This is a genomic window from Acinetobacter sp. SwsAc4 (assembly GCF_013391535.1).
Classification (GTDB): Bacteria; Pseudomonadota; Gammaproteobacteria; order Pseudomonadales; family Moraxellaceae; genus Acinetobacter.
On the sequence record NZ_JACAXC010000024.1, the window covers coordinates 1 to 17,758 of the forward strand.

Sequence of the window (17,758 nt, forward strand, 5' to 3'; positions counted from 1 at the left end):
TGTTCAGATGGCTATTCTACGTTTGATTGGTTTTGGAAAAAAAGAAGAATTTAAGAAAGTGCTCGCAATTTTAAGAAAGAAAAAGCCTGATAGGACAAGGGCTCTATGAAATTTGTCGTGTACAGAGGTTGATTTTAATCATTTCAGGTATTCATCCATTTGACCGTGGTACATGGGTGATGGAGGTTTTGCCTGTCTTAATTATTGTTCCATTATTGATTTACACCTATAAAACATTTCCACTCACTAATCTCTTGTATAGCCTAATTTTTTTGCATGCAATGGTATTAATCGTCGGTGGGGCATATACCTATGCACGTGTACCTTTAGGTTTTGAGATCGCTCAATGGTTCAGTTTAGATCGAAATCCTTATGACAAGATTGGACATTTTATGCAAGGTTTTGTGCCTGCCATTGCTGCACGGGAAATTTTGATTCGACATCAGATTTTAGCCAAAGGGAAAATGCTTAGTTTTATTGTGATCTGTATTGTACTGGCCATTAGTGCGACTTATGAATTGATTGAATGGGCAGCTGCATTAGCGCTTGGACAAGGTGCGCAAGAGTTTCTTGGTACACAAGGATATGAATGGGACACTCAATCTGATATGTTTTTTGCCTTAATTGGAGTAATAACTGCCTTGCTATTGCTGTCCAAATGGCATGACCGACAAATTGCAAAGCTGATGAATTGATCTTAATCAATGCATGAATCTGTCATTAAGAAACGACAGATTCATTTTTCTGTGAGTATTTTGCATACGCCAGTGCAATGAGCAGAATTGCCAAACCACCCAGGCTTAAAACAAAACCCACCCAGATCGGTGCTAACCAACCCATATTATGGCTAAGTACCCATCCTCCAAGAAATGCGCCTAAGGCATTGGCTAAATTAAATGCGGAATGATTTAATGATGCCGCTAATGTTTGTGCATCGCCTGCGATGTCCATTAAATGTGTTTGTAATGCGCCACCTAATCCAATCACAGTGAAACCAATCAGAAATAAGGCTGTAATCGCAGTATAGAGATTAGACATCATAAAACTTGCAAGTACAAAGGCGAGTGCAGAACTCACCAAAATTCCAATCATCGTTCTAAATAGGCTTTTATCTGCTAGCCAGCCTGAAACGAGACCTCCAATCACCATACCAACACCCCAAATGGCTAGCGCAATCGGGACGATACGAATATCGGCGTGTGTATATTCAGTTAAAATTGGAGATACATAACTATAAATAGAGAACATGCCGCCAAAACCAACTGCACCCACTGCAAGCGTTAGCCACATATTGATGTTTTTTAGACCTGCCAATTCCGCTCTAATACTGGCTGACTTTTGTAGTGGAATATTGGGAACGAAAAGGCTGACACCGATTAAAGTAATAAAGGCAATCACGGCAGAAAACTCAAAACCAGATTTCCAACCAAATTGCTGACCAAGCCAAGTTGCAATAGGAACCCCAATCACATTTGCAAGGGTGAGTCCCATCATGACTTGTGCAATCGCAGTTGCTCTACGTTGTTTTCCTGCCAATTCGGCTGCAACTAATGCGGCTACACCCAAATAAGCACCATGAGGAAAGCCTGCAATAAAACGCGATATCAGCATAGCTTCAGATGTTGTTGCGAAGGCAGTGGCGGCATTGGCTAAACCATAAAATAACATCAAGCTGAGTAATAGCGTTTTACGCGGTACTTTAGCTCCTAAAATTGCAATAATCGGTGCGCCAACCATAACACCAAGCGCATAGGCGCTAATGAAATAGCCTGCATGTGGAACACTGACATTTAAATCAGTAGCGATTTCTTGAATCAACCCCATAGCAACAAATTCAGTCGTTCCAATACAGAAACTACCAACTGCCAAGGAGAAAATCACTAGAAAAAGAGAGAAATTAGGTTGAGGAGATAAATTTAACAACTGTTTTAATCAGAACATAGAGAGATCTAAATTATAACCATCAAGATACTTTAGATCTTAAGCTTATCGTATTGATTGTGCATATTTATCAGATTTCGTAGAGCCTTTTGGCTATACCTTGGCAATTCATAGAAGTAAAAAGATGGCTGATTACAGAGAACTACTTAAAACTAATTTTTCGACGAATCTGTATTTTATTCCAGCTTATAGGCCTGAGTTAAATCGAATCGAGATGGTATGGAAGCAAATGAAATATGATTGGCGAGATTTTCAAGTCATGACAGCTGATAAAATAGAGCAATGAATGCAGAAAGTATAAAACCAATTCGGAAAAGAATACATGTTTACTTTTTAATGACAACTTATAATCAGTAAATCAATAAAAGAAGAATGGGTATTGAGCATGTATTTGGCAGCCTGAAAACCTTCAAGATCCTTGCCGAATGTTATCGAAATAGAGGCAAAAGACTCGGTTTGAGATTCAATTTAATTGCTGGAATCTATAACTTGGAGCTGAGTAAAAAATGATTTATGAAAGAAGTCTATTATAAAAAAGTTTTAATTATTTATGTCAAATCATAAAAGTAGAAATAGTCGCAACTACTTCTACTTTAATTAGAGGATGTATCAGGCTTAATGAGGTGGTAGCAACATAATAACTGCTTGATTCAGTAACAAGACGATATCTTCTAAAATATCTGTATGATTAAATTCTTCATCAAATGTTAAGCTTGCACCATCTGCAATTTGTTTCAGTTGTGCTTGGAAAGATTGAGAAATACAGATATTTTCCCCATTTGCCCAAAAGTCTAATAATTGATCTTGTTGTCTATAGAGCAATCTTGATGCAGGTTCTAGAATAAGTTGATAGCCGCTATTAATAACTTCAAGTAAATCATCTACCACAATTTCATCTGGCTCAGGAATGCTATTGGGATATTTAGACTCACTCATGTATGCCATGATCGCAGCATCAAATTCTGGTGCTTGAGTGAGATAATCAAGTAATTGAGTCTTGAGATAAGAAAATTCGGAATTATTTATCTCTCCAATAGCATTTGTTTTTATGCGAGTAATATCCACGAGAGGATTTGTTAAGACTGAGTTTTTTGCGAATTGTTCACTGAGTCGATCTGTCATTTCAGCTAAATTTGGCATACGGAAGCCAAATGAGAAAGTTAAACAATCATCCTCGGCAACGCCATAATGAGCAAGACCAGGCGGTACATATAATAGATCGCCAGGTGCAAGTACCTCATCAAAATTTACACTCATTTGAGAAAGGAGTTTTAATGGTTGATCTGCAACAAACTCTGTTGATTCATCACACATTTGACCGAGTTGCCAACGGCGATGACCATGCCCTTGTACAAGGAATACATCATAGAAATCGAAGTGCTTACCAACAGAGCCACCTTTAGGTGCATAAGAGACCATGATGTCATCGCGGCGCCATTGAGGAATAAATGGAAATTTTTTCCAGAGCTCAGCAATATCAAAAGAATAATGGTCCACTGCTTGAACTAGTATAGTCCAAAGATTCGGTAACTTTTGGAAATCGCCTTTAGTGAGTGGTGATGATTTTACATGCCATTCATTTGGATTTTTATTTTTTTGACGAATCAAGCGAGCACTGACATCTTCTTCTAGCGCTAGTTCCTTGACATCTTCGGGTTCTAATAAACCCATAATTTCAGGCATTGCATTGCGAACTAACAATGGTTTTTTTTGCCAATATTCATTCAAGAATTGTTCTGCGGTAATACCGCCGAGTACCGCTAAGGATTCAGACATGTCAAAGAGACCAGCAACTTAAAAATTATGGTGTATTCTCTATTGAGTTGAATATCGGTGCAAGTCTTGTGATGATTGTAAGTAAATCTATAAGAAATTCGGTTTAAAAGCTTCAGAAAGTATTTAATCTTGATCAATTAGAAGTGGACTCGTTCACAGCCTTTCAAAAAAACAGTATGCTTAAGATGCAGAAAGGAGCATACATGTATCAAGTACTGGCAAGAAAATACCGTCCTCGTAATTTCAATGAGTTAGTTGGGCAAAACCATGTTTCTCGTGCTTTAACCAGCGCATTAGAACGTGGGCGTTTGCATCATGCTTATTTGTTTACAGGAACGCGCGGTGTCGGTAAAACCACAATTGCCCGTATTTTAGCCAAATGTTTGAACTGCGAGACAGGTGTGACCTCAACCCCATGTGAAGTCTGTGCAACCTGTAAGGCCGTAAATGAAGGTCGTTTTATTGATTTAATTGAGATCGATGCGGCATCACGGACCAAGGTTGAAGATACCCGCGAGTTACTCGACAATGTGCCTTATGCGCCGACGCAGGGTCGCTTCAAGGTCTATCTGATCGATGAAGTGCATATGCTTTCAACGCATTCATTTAATGCCTTGCTCAAAACTCTGGAAGAACCACCAGAGCATGTGAAGTTCCTCTTTGCAACGACAGATCCACAGAAATTGCCGATCACCGTCATCTCGCGCTGTTTGCAATTTACGTTACGTCCTTTGGCTGTTGATGAAATTACGGAACATTTGACAGCAATTTTAAATAAAGAGCATATCGAAGCCGATCAAGATGCGATTTGGCAAATTGCAGAATCTGCACAAGGTTCATTACGTGATGCTTTGTCTTTAACAGACCAAGCAATTGCTTATGGTCAAGGTGCAGTCCATCATCAAGATGTTAAAGATATGCTCGGTTTGATTGACCGAACCATTATTTATGATTTGATTTTGGCAATTCATCAAAATCAGCAAGCACGGGTAAGTCAGCTACTTCTACAATTTAGACAGCAAGCTTTAGATGTGTCCTTGGTTTTAGACCAATTGGTTTCTACCTTGCATGAATTGGCATTGTTGCAATATTTACCTGATCTTGCACTGAAATATAGTGAAGAAATTAACCAGAAGATTCTACAATTGTCGAAACTCATTTCTGCCCAAGATTTGCAGTTGTATTATCAAATTGCCTGTAAAGGTCGAGCTGAGTTGCAACTTGCGGTGACGCAAGAGCAAGGCTTTGAAATGACGGTGTTGCGTTTACTAGCGTTTAGGCCTTTGACTTTGAATGAAGTTACTGTAACTGCAACACCTGTTACGCAAATTACAGCGCCTGAAGCGCATCAGCCTGTACAGGATTCAAGTACAGAAAATCAGTTTGCAGTTCAGCAAGAAGCGGTTAGCGTTGAACCTGAACCTGAACCTGAACCTGAACCTGAACCTGAACCTGAACCTGAACCTGAACCTGAACCTGAACCTGAACCTGAACCTGAACCTGAACCTGAACCTGAACCTGAACCTGAACCTGAACCTGAACGCATCATTCAGAATGAAAATGTTATGGTTTTTGATGCAGCGGATGGGCAACTGATTGGGTTGGATCATTCAGCTATCCATCAGCAAAATGCTCATTCCAGTGAATTCAAAGAATCAGATGAGGTATTGATTTTTCCCGTAGAGGAACAAACTGAAGTTACACAAATCATCAATCAAGCACCTGAGCCAAACGTTAAGGCTGAACCTGAATTGTTTGAAGAAACATTTATTGCTACGGAACAGCAAATTGACAACCAATTTGCCATGCCTGTGGTTGATGTAGTTCAACAGGTTGAAACGATGCATTTGGCAGACCAAGCTAATCTCATGCCTCAAGATATTCTTAAACTTCGTGAACAGGTTTTGGAGGGTGAGTGGAATCTGGATAAATGGGAATACTGGTTTAGAAATAGTGAACTTTCGCCAGCCGTCCAGGAGTTGGCACAGCATGGCATCATGCAGGGGCATATTAATGGCTCATCTGTGTTTCATATTCCGCAGAAATACGAGGGCATGTTGTCACAATTAAGGCAGGCGTTGGAAGATGCACTTAAGTCACAGTGGCCGAATACGCAGTTTAATGTGCAATATCAAGATATTGATTCGATAACACCTTTTACCATGCAGGTCATGCGTAAGGAAAAGGCGTTTCATCGGGCTGTTGAGTTATTACAGCAGGAACCTGCCATTAAAAGTTTAATTGAAACCTTTGATGGTGAGTTACAGAATATTCAACTCAAGTCCTGATGCTTGAGTCCCCCCTAAATTTAATATTTGGCTTGTGGTTTCTATCTAACTGCTTGTTGCAAATACTTATTAAACATACAGAATTGTCTATTTATTTTAAGTAATTAAGGGCTGGTGCATAGTAGAACCAAAAAAATTATGTTAAAAAAAGAAAGCGAATAATATACTGAAAATAAGGAAAAATAATAATGCGCCGTTTGCCTGTTTATATTTTATTGGACACCTCAGGTTCGATGCATGGAGAGCCGATTGAAGCGGTCAAGAATGGGATGCAAATTTTACTTTCAACCTTGCGTCAAGATCCCTATGCGCTGGAAACAGCTTATCTTTCTTTAATCGCTTTTGATAGCCACGCTAAACAACTGGTTCCTTTAACTGAATTGGCTGCATTTCAAGTACCTGATTTGCAGGTAACAGGAACTACTGCTTTAGGCGAGGCCTTAGCCTTGTTGGCTGAGAAGATTGAACAGGAGGTGGTGAAAACAACGGCTGAAATTAAAGGGGATTGGAAGCCGCTTATTTTTATAATGACTGATGGCGTACCCACTGATGACTGGCGTAAAGGTTTACAACGTTTACAACAAGTCAAAACAGGCGTGATTGTGGCATGTGCCGCAGGGCATGGGGCAGATACATCCATTTTAAAACAAATCACGGAAGTGGTTGTTGAGTTGGCAACCGCAGATTCCAACACAATCAAGGCATTCTTCAAATGGGTGTCTGCAAGTATTTCCACAGGTAGTCAGAAAGTAGATGCAGCCCAAAAAGAAGTGAAAGGCTTGGGTGATTTGCCACCGCCACCACCCGAAGTCAATATCGTATTATAAAACAAATATTAAAATCAAAAGGAGATCAAAATGGCTGTAAGTTTAGGAAAAGGTCAGGGCATTAGTCTAAAGAAAACGGAAAATAATCTGTCACAGGTGACCATTGGCTTGGGGTGGGATATTCAGGAGCAGAAAAAAGGTTTTCTGGGAGGCTTGTTTGGCGGAAAAAATGCCGATTATGATCTTGATGTTGTTGCTTTTTTAGTGGGGCAAAATGGCAAGGTCAATAATTTAGGGCGTGATACTCAAGGCAATGTGACTTTGCAGAATGGGGATGTAGTTTTTTTTAATAATCAGCGTCATTCATCAGGACATATCTGGTTGACAGGTGACAACCGCACTGGTGCAGGTGATGGGGATGATGAGCAGATTGTGGTTAAACTGAATGATCTTGGGCAGCAATACCATAAAGTGGTGTTTGTGGTGCAAATCTATAATGGGGCCAGCAATCAGCAACATTTTGGTCAGGTTAAAAATGCTTTTATTCGGGCGGTGGATACCACAGGCAAAGAGATGGTGCGTTTCGATTTATCAGGTATGGGACAATATGACCAGCAACGTTCGTTGCTCTTTGCCGAGCTGGTTCGGGAGCCTACAGGCTGGAAGTTTAATGCAGTCGGGCAGCCATCAAGTTCTGATTCATTTGTGGAATGGTTGAAACAATACGCTTAATTGATGATTTGTATAAGGGTTTTTACACAATGCGCCGTTTGCCTGTTTATATTTTATTGGATACTTCGGGGTCAATGCGAGGAGAGCCAATTCATTCCGTGAATGTTGGATTGCAGTCGATGCTTAGTGCATTACGGCAAGACCCTTATGCACTGGAAAGTGTGCATTTAAGTATCATTACCTTTGATTTAGAGGCAAAGGTCTATTTGCCACTGACCCCACTCGATCAGGTTCAATTGAACAATATTGATGTGCCAAGTGCAGGGGCAACCTTTATGGGCGCTGCTCTGGAGTTGTTGGCAGAACAAGTGAGCCATCAAATTCAAAAAAGTAGCGATGAAATTAAAGGGGACTGGAGACCTTTATTATTTGTCATGACAGATGGCTCACCCTCAGATGTGTATGCATATCAGCAAGCAGTTTCTGTGATTCAGCAATTAAACTTTGCCAGTATTGTTGCCTGTGCGGCAGGGCCCAAAGCCAAAACTGAACATTTATTGCAACTGACAGATAAAGTTGTGGTATTGGATACCATGGATGCTGCATCATTTTCAGGATTCTTTAAATGGGTATCGGCAAGTGTGGTGGCAGGCAGCAGCAGTGCAGGCATTTCAAGCTCGATTTCATTGCCACCACCACCGCCTGAAGTGCAACTGGTTTTATAAATAACGGTATAAATTATTAAGGATATTCAGCTAGATGCGACGTTTACCTGTTTTTTTTGTGTTGGATTGTTCTGAATCCATGGTGGGGAAAAATATTGAGCAGATGCAGCAGGGTATCCAGCTTATCATGCAGCAATTACGCAAAGACCCTTATGCGCTGGAAACGGTATATGTATCAGTGATTGCCTTTGCAGGAATTGTCCGAACCCTTGTGCCTTTGGTGGAAGTGTTTGCTTATTATCCAGTGAAATTACCTTTAGGTGGTGGTACACATTTAGGTAAGGCATTGGAACATTTAATGAATGAGTTTGATCGTCATTTGATCAAGACGACAACGGAAACCAAAGGTGACTGGAAGCCAGTCGTATATTTATTTACAGATGGGCGACCAACCGATGAATGCAAGGATGCCATTTATCGCTGGCAAAAAAAGTATGCTCGCCGTTGTACACTGATTGCACTGGGAATGGGGAAAAATGTCGATTATCACACCCTAAAGCAACTGACAGAACACTGCATAGCCTTTGATGAGTTGAATGAAAAGGATTTCCAAAGGTTTTTCCAATGGATCAGTGCCTCAGTCGTTGCACAAAGTAAAAGTGTGGGGGATGGTGAACAGCAGCAACATCTACCGCCTTTGGATGAACGCTATATGCGGCTGATTAAAGATGTTCAGCCACGAACTTTGCTGGATGAGCAGTGTGCAACTTTTGTTGGGCGTTGTGGAAAGTTAAATCGCCCTTATTTGATGAAATTTGAACGTGAAATTCAGTATCAGGCCCCTAAAGACTTAGATATTAACCTCAATTTGTATCACTACCAACTGAAAGAGTGCTGCAAAATTGATGAGGATTATTTTACCTGGTCAGATCAAAGCCAACACCAACAGCAAATCAATACCACTTTGCTTGAAGGCACGCCTGAGTGCCCACATTGTTTGGCAGAAACGGCATTTGCCATGTGTGGCTGTGGTCAATTAATGTGTTATGACGGTTTTAGTGAAGAAGTTAGTTGTCCGTGGTGCCGCCGTCAGGTGAGTTTTGGCTATGGCGGTTCGGATGGGTTTGATGTGCAGCGTGGTCGAGGCTAAGACATCTGTCTTAAAGGTAAAAGGAAATTTTGTTTATGCTTCAGCCATTAACACCAGAATTACAACAGGCTTTTGCTGATACATTGGCACAACTTTTAAGCAATACAACCCAGCCATCGACTCAGATGCAAGATCAGGAGTGGTGGCAGAAATGTGTGCAAAATAAGCGTCTTTATAATGCCTACCATGATTTGGCAGAACAGCTTTATGATGTGCTGGGGTTCCAACTGGAACAATTGCCAGACTTTCAGGGATGTTTGTTACAACAGATATTGCAACAGGGGCGCTTGGCGATTTATGCTCCTGTGCAAAATAGCCTATGTGAAAAGCATGGGGTGTCAAAAAATGCTGTAGAATATCTGGGCTTTTATCCACAGCCTGAGACCGTTCAAGCAGAATCTGTGCACCTTGAATCAGAACAGAAACAACCTTTGACACCACCAAATAATGACAATCAATCCATATTATCCGAAATCACAGATTTGTCTGACTCTAATTCGGTTGTGCCTACACATTTACCGTTGGTTGTAACGACTCCAATCATTGAAAAACAATCCAGCCCTATTCCAGACAATACCTCAACACCCCTGCAAACTGGGGTAAAAACGGTGAAAAAGATGCCTCACTTTCAGATTCCCAACGCTAGAGTGGGACAGGACTATCAAGCCAGCATTCAAATGCAATATCCCGTGAAACAGGATGTGCAGATTCATCATGAAAGTGTCAGGATTCCTGAAAATCTGGGTATTTGTTTTGATGCAGTGACACAGCAACTTTCAGGCATACCCACACAGGCAGGTGAATTTAAACTCATTTTTCAATATAAAACGGCAAATGAGCAGGCAGGATGGTTGTCAGGGGAAGTCACGTTTATTGTCACGGCTGACCCGCGTAGTTTATGGCAGGTGAATGAGCCTGATCCAAATGCGATGTATTGGAAAGCAAATAATCGTTGTCAATTGATTAAGGCGGCAGATTTTAATATTGCTGCGTGTAGTCAGCGAGGACGTTCACATGAACATGCAGGAACATTCCGTGATGATGATTTTTTTGTTGCTCAGGTCGCGGATAGTAATTGGTCGGTATTGGTTGTGGCAGATGGTGCAGGAAGTGCCGAATTTTCCCGTGAGGGGTCGAGGGTTGCGGTGAATACTGTTGGTGAGTATTTAAAAGCTTTCATGCAAAAACAATCAGGTGAATCTGACCGATTGCTGGCACAGTGGCAAATCGGAGCCAATGATGATCCTGAAACCAAAAATGCAGCGCATCAGTTAGGCAATCAATTTAGTGATGCGTTTTATTCAGCCGCAACACAAGCCATTGACCAAATTGAACATGAAGCCACTCGACAAGGCGTTGCCTCTAAATTGTTTGCTACAACATTATTGTTTGCAGTGGTACGGCAACAAGACAATAAAACCTTTATAAGTAGTTTTTGGGTCGGTGATGGAGCGATTGCAGTTTATGGTAAGGACCGCGTGCGGTTAATGGGTAAACCTGATGGGGGGGAATTTGCAGGACAAACCCGCTTTTTAGATTATGGTTGTTTGCTGCGAGATTTTAAACAGCGAGTCCATATTGGCTATTTTGATGACGCTCAGGCAGTAATTCTCATGACTGATGGGATTTCTGATCCGCGTTTTGAAACGGATGCAGGGCTGGAAAATCAACAAAAATGGCAGGCACTTTGGCAAGAAATTGAACCACACTTACAACAGGAAAAACCTGAACAGGCTTTACTGGAATGGTCAAAATTCTTTAGTGCAGGACATCATGATGATCGAACATTGGCGATTTTATGGCAAATGCTACAAGATGATCAAATAAGTAATATGACTGTACCAGATGACTCAGTAGGGGTGGTAGATGAGTAAAGTCATTCAATGTCAAACGCTCGATGGCCGTCCAATCGCTTTTGTAGATGAAGTGATTGGTTCGGGTGCGATGAAAGATGTCTATTTTTCGCCTGATAAATCTTACGTTATATGTTTTTTTAGCAAGGAAAAAAACCATTTTTATCAGTCTCAGGCTGAACTGGAACAGCAGAAAGATCGGTTAAAAGAAATTGTGGGCAATAAATGGCAAGGTATTTTTAACGGTGCGGGTGGTGATTACTGGAAAAATGTGTTTTGCTGGCCTGATGGCTTGGTGGAATACAATGGTTTGCTTGGGATTACAGCACCTACCTATCAAAAACCATTTTTCTTTGAGTTTGGTTCTAAAAATAATGATTTTTTGGGGATTAAAGGGAAAGAAAAAGAGGGAAAATGGTTTGCCAGTGCCAATAACCAGAACCGTTTTCTGGATGAACGTGAAAAAGGCACATGGCTAAACTATCTCAAGATTTGTATTTTAATTGCGCGTGCAGTGCGCCGTATGCATGCGGCTGGTTTGGCCCACTCCGATTTGTCCTATAAAAATATTTTGATTGACCCTGTCATGGGGCGTGCTTGCGTTATTGATGTTGATGGTTTGGTTGTGCCAGGCAAATATCCGCCTGATGTGGTGGGAACACCAGATTTTATTGCGCCTGAAGTGGTGATGACCAACCATCTTAAAAAAGATGATCCCCAACGGCATTTGCCCAATATCATGACGGATCGTCATGCTTTGGCTGTGCTGATTTATATGTATTTGCTCTATCGCCATCCATTACGTGGTGGTAAAGTACATGATCTCAATGACCCACAAAAAGATGAAAATCTGGCAATGGGTGAAAAAGCATTATTTATTGAACACCCAACGGATGCAGGTAATCGGGTTAAAGTGGCGCAGGTTCGTCCGAGTGCATTACCGTGGGCAGATCCCGAAAAAATTCCATTTACGGTGACAGGGCCGTATTTAAAGGAACTCTTTCTACAGAGTTTTGTTACAGGTTTACATCAACCGCAGCAGCGTCCATCTGCCAATGACTGGGAAACGGCGTTGGTGAAAACGGTTGATTTAATGCAGCCGTGCCTAAATTCAGATTGTGGTCAAAAATGGTATGTATTTGACAACAGCACCAAACCTGTATGCCCATTTTGTGGCACGGCATTTCACGGCAAATTGCCTGTATTAAACCTATATTCGGCACGCAGAGAGGGTAACTTTAGGCCTGATAATCATCGTTTGATGGTCTGGACAGGGCAATCAATTTATCAATGGCATGCCAATAACTTAATTGCGCCAAATGAACGTTTAAGTGCAGAACAAACCAAAAGGGTGGGTTATTTTATTTTCCATCAACAGCAATGGTGGCTGGTTAATGAAAATTTACCTGAACTGATGGACGTGGCAAGCAAAGAGGTAATTCCGATAGGTGGAAAAATTGAATTGACCGATGGCAAGCAGATTTTATTGTCACGCCAAGATGGCGGACGCTTAGTGGTTGTACAAATGGTGGAATGTGAATGAATGCAACTTTACAAGTGATGGGAACAAATACAGAAATGAATATCGTTGAAAACTCTATTGGAATCTGGTTTACCCAGGCCCATTCCTGTCAGCGAGATTTAATTTTGGCAGCAAAACATACACCTTTTAATCTGCCTATTCATGTGGTGGCCTCCCATCCCGATTGGCGGCCTGAAATCACGTCTGTTGCAGATATTGCGTTACAGGAACCTGCTTTAGCTGAGCGAGTGGAATGGGTGCTACAACAGGCACAGCGCCTAAAGGTAAAGCTAATTATTGCAGGGCGTTTTGGACGAATTTATCTGGAACAGAAACACCGTTTTGAGGCTTTGGGCATTCGGATTATGGCTGGCTGCGATCACATGGAGCAGATTGCCCAATTACATGATAAATCAGTATTTACCCGAACCTGTTTAGACCATCAGATTGCGGTTGTCCCTGCCACCACTGTATATCATGCTGAAGAGTTGCAAGCCGCCTATGAAAGCTGGTCGAAGAAAGGTGAAGTCTGTGTAAAGCCCGTGACAGGTGTATTTGCATCAGGTTTTTGGCATCTGGATACAAAGGCGACATCATTTGATATGTTTGCCAATAGTCAGAATTTTAGGGCACATCCACAAACATTTATTGAAAGTTATCGACAATCGCCGAATCCGCCTGCCTATTTGGTGATGCCATTTTTATCGGGTCAGGAATGTTCAGTGGATATGTTTTGTGTGCATGGGCAAGTCCGATGTGCGGTTGTCCGTTGTAAACAGCGCGGTGGTTACCAGCAACTGAAACTCGAAGGTGAGGCCATTGAACTGGCCAGACAGGTTGCTGAATTGTTTGGTTGTGATGGTTTGGTGAATATGCAGGCCCGTTATAATGATCATGGACAATTATTTATTTTGGAAGTTAATCCTCGCCCTTCGGGTGGAATAGGGCACACATTTTATAGTGGTGTCAATCTGGTCCACGCTGCTATTGCAGAAACATTCGGATTGGATTATCAGCCTGAAAAAATTGAAAATACTGTTATGGTTCGACATATTAGCCAAAGTGTTTGTGTGGTATAAAAAACGGTATAAATATAATTTTTAAGTTAGATTTAAGATATATATGATTGAGATTGAATTACAGAGGGGAGTATTAAGCTTACAACCCAATGACAATAGCCACTGGAAATGGCAGGATTTATTGGGTTTTGCCGAACGCATTAATCCAAAGCGTGCATTTTTATTTGTATCGAAAGTATTAGGGCGGCATATTCCCGTCAGTCCCCACATTATGCGCCATGCCTTTACTGATTTGGCTGAGCTGGTTCCTGATGATTTACCTGAACCTGTGTTGGTTATTGGCATGGCGGAAACGGCGGTTGGGCTGGGCGCAGGCGTTCATCAGGTGTTGCAGCAACGTTATCCTGAAGCGATTTATGTGACAACAACACGCCATCCAGTACATGGTGCGCCATTACTGGCACGTTTTTTAGAAGAACATAGCCATGCACAGGATCAATTGTTATATGGTTCACCCGATGCAGAGCTTCAACAACAGATTCTAAACAGCAAAAGCATTGTACTGGTAGACGATGAAGCATCAACTGGCAAGACCTTTGTCAATTTAATCCATGCTTTACAACAGGCAGGGCTGAATCGAATTTCTCATGTGGTGACTGCCACGCTGGCAGATTGGTCATCAGGCATTCATATTGCCGATCTAAACTGTCAGTCTGTAGCATTAATGACAGGCAAATGGCAATGGCGTGATGCTGAGAATCCAATCCAGATCAATATGCCAAAGGTGGATACAGTCGCCTTTGGCGCGTTTGATACTTTAGCACAGCCGACCTGGGGGCGTTTACCCATTCAGGACAGTGGTGCGCATATTCGGTTGGCGGTACAACCTGATGAACGTATTCTGGTGTTGGGCAGTGGCGAGTATGTCTGGTCTTCTTTCCTGTTGGCAGAGTATTTGCAGCAGCAAGGCGCAGATGTGAGGTTCAGTGCAATTACCCGTTCACCGATTGCTGTTGGACATGCCATTCAGTCTGCCTTGGCATTTGCGGATAACTATGGGCTAGGTATTCAAAATTTTGTCTACAACATCAATCCACAGGATTATGACCGAGTCTTGATTACTGTCGAAACCGCAACACATTCAGTCGCGAAAAGCCTGCTTGAAGCGTTGCCAAATGCTGAAGTGATCAGTGCTGTGGACTATCCTCATCAAAATTTTAACTTGTGTGTTGTAAATGACTGATTTTTTATTTGACTCCAGTGAAATTCGTACACCCTTAATGTTGGTGGATCTGGATGACACGTTGTTCCAGACCCATCGCCGCATTACACCTGAAGCTGACTTTAAAATGGTCACCACTGATAAGCAGGGACAAGCTCTGGCCTATATGAACCCGATACAACAGCATTTTGTACAGTGGTTATTGCATAGTACCCATGTGATTCCAGTGACTGCACGCTGTGCCGAGGCTTTATCCCGAGTTCATTTACCCTTTCAGTATGGGGCGGTCTGTTCTCATGGTGGAACGGTGCTGAATGCGGACCTTAGTGTCAATGCTGAATGGCATGGACAGATGCAACAGGCATTACAACCCTATCAGACACGTCAGGAAGCCCTGATTGAAGCTGTGCAGCAGCATTCCAGACATTTTGGTTCAATTCGGACATGGGTGGTTGAAGAACAGGGATTGGGTTTGTATGTTGTGGCAAAGCAAAATACAGAAAATGACAATCCTTATGCGCCGAATTTTTTGCCCCAGTTGCTCAATAGTCTTGATGTGAATTTATTGTCAGGTTTTTACTTCCATTTAAATGGTAATAATCTGGCACTGATTCCACAGCCTGTGAGTAAGGCCAATGCGGCCAGATTTCTTTTGCAGCAACTTAGCGCACAACAACGCCCAATTTTAGGCTATGGCGACAGTTTGTCGGATGTTGAGTTTTTGAATTTATGTCACTGGTGGGGAATGCCAAACCATAGCCAGTTGAATCGTTGGGTAAAACACAATCTGACGCAGCAGTACAAACAAGAAGGATATTATGGCGATTACCAGTAAACAAAAAATTAGTAGAGAAAAAGCATCAGAACTTATTTTAACACAGGGATTTAGTGGAAGTTATCAAGCTGGGCAAGTGACGTTCCTGTTAAATCGCATCCAGATTCAACCAACAGACACATTGGAAAAGGAACGCCTCATTCAATCAGGTGAAAAACATTATTCACAAATGATCAGTCAGGAGCAGGCACCCACGGAGCGTCATTTGCAGCTATTTGAACAAGCAATGCAGCACGGGCAGCAACGTTTGGCAAAAGAGGTGCAACAACTGGCACAAACACTCTCAACAGAGTTTGCTGAACCGATTGTATTGGTCAGTTTTGTACGTGCTGGTGTGCCATTAGGGGTGTTGCTTTATCATGCATTGCAAGATTTGGGGCATGATTGTGTACATTATGGCATCAGCATTATCAGGGATCGTGGTATTGATTTTGCTGCTCTGGAAACAATTATTGCCAAACATGGCCATCAATCTTTAGTGTTTGTAGATGGCTGGACTGGTAAAGGCGCGATTCAAAAGGAATTGCAACGGAGTCTAGCCAATGACCCCCGTTTTGCTGATCGACCTTTGCCCTTGGTAGTGTTGTCAGATATTGGTGGTTGTGCTTGGTTGGCAGCCAGTGGTGAGGATTGGTTGATTCCATCAGGTGTTTTAGGCTCAACCATTTCAGGATTAATTTCTCGTAGTATTTGCGAAAATGAGCCTTTGCAATTCAACGAGATTGAGGAAAGCAATCTCGGTCAGTGGCATGGCTGTGTTGAATATAATCATTTAAAAGCTTTTGATATGTCACAGTCATTTATTAAACAAATCAATCAGATACGCCGAGAACTTCCGTCAGAAAAAAATGCCGTTTGGACAAGCGCTCAACAGCAATTACAAAGACAGCGAAGTCAGGCTGTGGTTAAACAATTAGCAGAACATTATCAAATTACCAATATCAATCGGATCAAGCCAAGCATTGCCGAAGCAACACGGGCAATTTTAAGGCGTGTGCCTGATCTGGTTCTGCTCAGGGATGCGAATGATGCCGACACGGCATTGTTACGTCATTTAACCGAAATAACCCAGACACCAGTCCAGATAGTGGGTGACCAGATCGCACCTTATCGCGCAATTACCCTCATTCAGAAATTGGGAGCAGGTTGATGTTATCGGCATTATCTTTAGGTGCAACACTCTATATGCCAGCGACCAGACCTGATTTATGGCAAGTGGTGAATGGGGAAAAGTACCCTGAGTTACGTTCTCTGGTCATCTGTCTGGAAGATGCAGTTTCCGAGCATGAGCTGGAAGCGGCAAAAGTCAATTTAAAGCATTTGTTGCAACAGGTTCAGGATCAACCACGTCAAGCACAACATCCTAAAATCTTCATACGCCCTCGCCATATTGCAATGGCGGAAGAGTTGGCGCAGTGGCAGGAACTGATTGCGGTTGATGGCATGGTGCTGCCTAAATTCTGCTTAAATCAATTACGACAATGGCAGCAGATATTACCTGACTTTATTCAGGTGATGCCAACACTTGAAGATGCAGAAGCCTTTGATATGGGCGCTATGCGTGAATTACGTCAGGCATTGCAACAGGACTTTCGTCAGGTTCTGGTGCTGCGAATAGGCGGCAATGATTTACTCAACTGTCTGGCTGTGCGCCGTCCAAGTGATTTGACCCTGTATCAAACGCCTATTGGGGCATTAATTGCAAATCTGGCGGGGCAGTTTTTACCTTATGGCTTTGCACTGAGTGCGCCTGTCTGTGAGCATTTTACTCAGGTGAAGTTATTGCAGGACGAGTTATATCTGGATTTACAACATGGTTTATCTGGAAAAACCATTATTCACCCTGCACAGATTGCGATTGTGCATCAGGCCTATCAAGTCAATGATATTGAATTGAAACAAGCTCAGGATATTTTAAGAGATTCTGGTCAGGCTGTATTCGCCTGTCATGGAAGTATGTTGGAACCTGCCACACATCGCCGTTGGGCAGAACGTATATTAGAGCGATCACAAATATTTGGCATGAAGCAATAACACTAAAAAAAGAG

The 17,758-nt window shown here is 42.0% G+C and carries 15 protein-coding genes and 2 pseudogenes; 15 read left to right on the plus strand and 2 right to left on the minus strand.

Features of this window, described 5'->3' with window-relative positions:
- Positions 1-179: 179 nt before the first annotated feature.
- Positions 180-695, plus strand: coding sequence for a DUF2238 domain-containing protein (locus HYG88_RS11310; protein ID WP_081399880.1), 516 nt, complete (start codon positions 180-182; stop codon positions 693-695).
- Between the two features lie 25 nt (positions 696-720).
- On the opposite strand, the gene HYG88_RS11315 is transcribed toward HYG88_RS11310, so the two are convergent.
- The gene (locus HYG88_RS11315) at positions 721-1,923 is read right to left on the minus strand and encodes an MFS transporter (protein WP_005160478.1); all 1,203 of its coding nucleotides are present in this window, start codon (positions 1,921-1,923) and stop codon (positions 721-723) included.
- A gap of 121 nt (positions 1,924-2,044) precedes the next feature.
- On the opposite strand from HYG88_RS11315, the pseudogene HYG88_RS11320 reads away from it, so the two are divergent.
- Positions 2,045-2,227, plus strand: a pseudogene (locus HYG88_RS11320) (transposase); the annotation flags it as partial.
- 89 nt (positions 2,228-2,316) lie between these two features.
- Positions 2,317-2,451: pseudogene (locus HYG88_RS11325) on the plus strand (IS5/IS1182 family transposase); the annotation flags it as partial.
- A 105-nt stretch (positions 2,452-2,556) separates the two neighbouring features.
- On the opposite strand, the gene HYG88_RS11330 reads toward HYG88_RS11325, so the two are convergent.
- A complete protein-coding gene (locus HYG88_RS11330; RefSeq protein WP_005160475.1) occupies positions 2,557-3,717 on the minus strand; it encodes a cupin domain-containing protein in 1,161 nt (386 codons plus the stop codon).
- A 203-nt stretch (positions 3,718-3,920) separates the two neighbouring features.
- On the opposite strand from HYG88_RS11330, the gene dnaX reads away from it, so the two are divergent.
- The 12 genes from dnaX (at position 3,921) to HYG88_RS11390 (ending at position 17,744) form a co-directional block, all read left to right on the plus strand.
- Complete coding sequence (gene dnaX, locus HYG88_RS11335) at positions 3,921-6,005, plus strand: DNA polymerase III subunit gamma/tau (protein ID WP_178883127.1); 2,085 nt, start codon at positions 3,921-3,923, stop codon at positions 6,003-6,005.
- A 188-nt stretch (positions 6,006-6,193) separates the two neighbouring features.
- The gene (locus tag HYG88_RS11340) at positions 6,194-6,832 is read left to right on the plus strand and encodes a VWA domain-containing protein (RefSeq protein ID WP_005160472.1); all 639 of its coding nucleotides are present in this window, start codon (positions 6,194-6,196) and stop codon (positions 6,830-6,832) included.
- Between the two features lie 30 nt (positions 6,833-6,862).
- Entirely contained in the window at positions 6,863-7,504 is a 642-nt protein-coding gene (locus HYG88_RS11345; RefSeq protein ID WP_005160471.1) for a TerD family protein, read from the plus strand.
- Between the two features lie 29 nt (positions 7,505-7,533).
- Positions 7,534-8,169, plus strand: coding sequence for a VWA domain-containing protein (locus HYG88_RS11350; RefSeq protein WP_004799339.1), 636 nt, complete (start codon positions 7,534-7,536; stop codon positions 8,167-8,169).
- A gap of 34 nt (positions 8,170-8,203) precedes the next feature.
- Complete coding sequence (locus HYG88_RS11355) at positions 8,204-9,259, plus strand: TerY-C metal binding domain-containing protein (protein ID WP_005160469.1); 1,056 nt, start codon at positions 8,204-8,206, stop codon at positions 9,257-9,259.
- Positions 9,260-9,294: 35 nt separating this feature from the next.
- The gene (locus tag HYG88_RS11360; protein ID WP_005160468.1) at positions 9,295-11,133 is read left to right on the plus strand and encodes a PP2C family serine/threonine-protein phosphatase; all 1,839 of its coding nucleotides are present in this window, start codon (positions 9,295-9,297) and stop codon (positions 11,131-11,133) included.
- Positions 11,126-12,655, plus strand: a complete 1,530-nt coding sequence (locus HYG88_RS11365; protein WP_005160466.1) for a helix-hairpin-helix domain-containing protein — start codon at positions 11,126-11,128, stop codon at positions 12,653-12,655. Before HYG88_RS11360 ends, HYG88_RS11365 begins: the two co-directional genes overlap by 8 nt.
- Positions 12,652-13,713 carry an ATP-grasp domain-containing protein gene (locus tag HYG88_RS11370; protein WP_005160465.1) on the plus strand — a complete coding sequence of 354 codons (1,062 nt, stop codon included), beginning with the start codon at positions 12,652-12,654 and terminating at the stop codon, positions 13,711-13,713. Before HYG88_RS11365 ends, HYG88_RS11370 begins: the two co-directional genes overlap by 4 nt.
- Before the next feature lie 43 nt (positions 13,714-13,756).
- Positions 13,757-14,896, plus strand: a complete 1,140-nt coding sequence (locus HYG88_RS11375) for a phosphoribosyltransferase domain-containing protein (protein WP_004682417.1) — start codon at positions 13,757-13,759, stop codon at positions 14,894-14,896.
- Positions 14,889-15,710 carry an HAD family hydrolase gene (locus HYG88_RS11380; protein ID WP_004682412.1) on the plus strand — a complete coding sequence of 274 codons (822 nt, stop codon included), beginning with the start codon at positions 14,889-14,891 and terminating at the stop codon, positions 15,708-15,710. Before HYG88_RS11375 ends, HYG88_RS11380 begins: the two co-directional genes overlap by 8 nt.
- Positions 15,694-16,860, plus strand: coding sequence for a cysteine protease StiP (stiP, locus tag HYG88_RS11385; protein ID WP_004682411.1), 1,167 nt, complete (start codon positions 15,694-15,696; stop codon positions 16,858-16,860). The genes HYG88_RS11380 and stiP overlap by 17 nt, the downstream gene beginning before the upstream one ends.
- A complete protein-coding gene (locus tag HYG88_RS11390) occupies positions 16,860-17,744 on the plus strand; it encodes an HpcH/HpaI aldolase/citrate lyase family protein (RefSeq protein ID WP_004682410.1) in 885 nt (294 codons plus the stop codon). Before stiP ends, HYG88_RS11390 begins: the two co-directional genes overlap by 1 nt.
- Positions 17,745-17,758: the final 14 nt, after the last annotated feature.

Bases quoted from the DNA above. Each gene is read 5' to 3' on its own strand.
- HYG88_RS11360 (WP_005160468.1), top strand. From the start codon at position 9,295: ATGCTTCAGCCATTAACACCAGAATTACAACAGGCTTTTGCTGATACA.
- HYG88_RS11350 (WP_004799339.1), top strand. From the start codon at position 7,534: ATGCGCCGTTTGCCTGTTTATATTTTATTGGATACTTCGGGGTCAATG.
- HYG88_RS11310 (WP_081399880.1), top strand. From the start codon at position 180: ATGGAGGTTTTGCCTGTCTTAATTATTGTTCCATTATTGATTTACACC.
- dnaX (WP_178883127.1), top strand. From the start codon at position 3,921: ATGTATCAAGTACTGGCAAGAAAATACCGTCCTCGTAATTTCAATGAG.
- HYG88_RS11355 (WP_005160469.1), top strand. From the start codon at position 8,204: ATGCGACGTTTACCTGTTTTTTTTGTGTTGGATTGTTCTGAATCCATG.
- HYG88_RS11380 (WP_004682412.1), top strand. From the start codon at position 14,889: ATGACTGATTTTTTATTTGACTCCAGTGAAATTCGTACACCCTTAATG.
- HYG88_RS11365 (WP_005160466.1), top strand. From the start codon at position 11,126: ATGAGTAAAGTCATTCAATGTCAAACGCTCGATGGCCGTCCAATCGCT.
- HYG88_RS11340 (WP_005160472.1), top strand. From the start codon at position 6,194: ATGCGCCGTTTGCCTGTTTATATTTTATTGGACACCTCAGGTTCGATG.
- stiP (WP_004682411.1), top strand. From the start codon at position 15,694: ATGGCGATTACCAGTAAACAAAAAATTAGTAGAGAAAAAGCATCAGAA.
- HYG88_RS11330 (WP_005160475.1), bottom strand. From the start codon at position 3,717: ATGTCTGAATCCTTAGCGGTACTCGGCGGTATTACCGCAGAACAATTC.
- HYG88_RS11390 (WP_004682410.1), top strand. From the start codon at position 16,860: ATGTTATCGGCATTATCTTTAGGTGCAACACTCTATATGCCAGCGACC.
- HYG88_RS11345 (WP_005160471.1), top strand. From the start codon at position 6,863: ATGGCTGTAAGTTTAGGAAAAGGTCAGGGCATTAGTCTAAAGAAAACG.
- HYG88_RS11375 (WP_004682417.1), top strand. From the start codon at position 13,757: ATGATTGAGATTGAATTACAGAGGGGAGTATTAAGCTTACAACCCAAT.
- HYG88_RS11370 (WP_005160465.1), top strand. From the start codon at position 12,652: ATGAATGCAACTTTACAAGTGATGGGAACAAATACAGAAATGAATATC.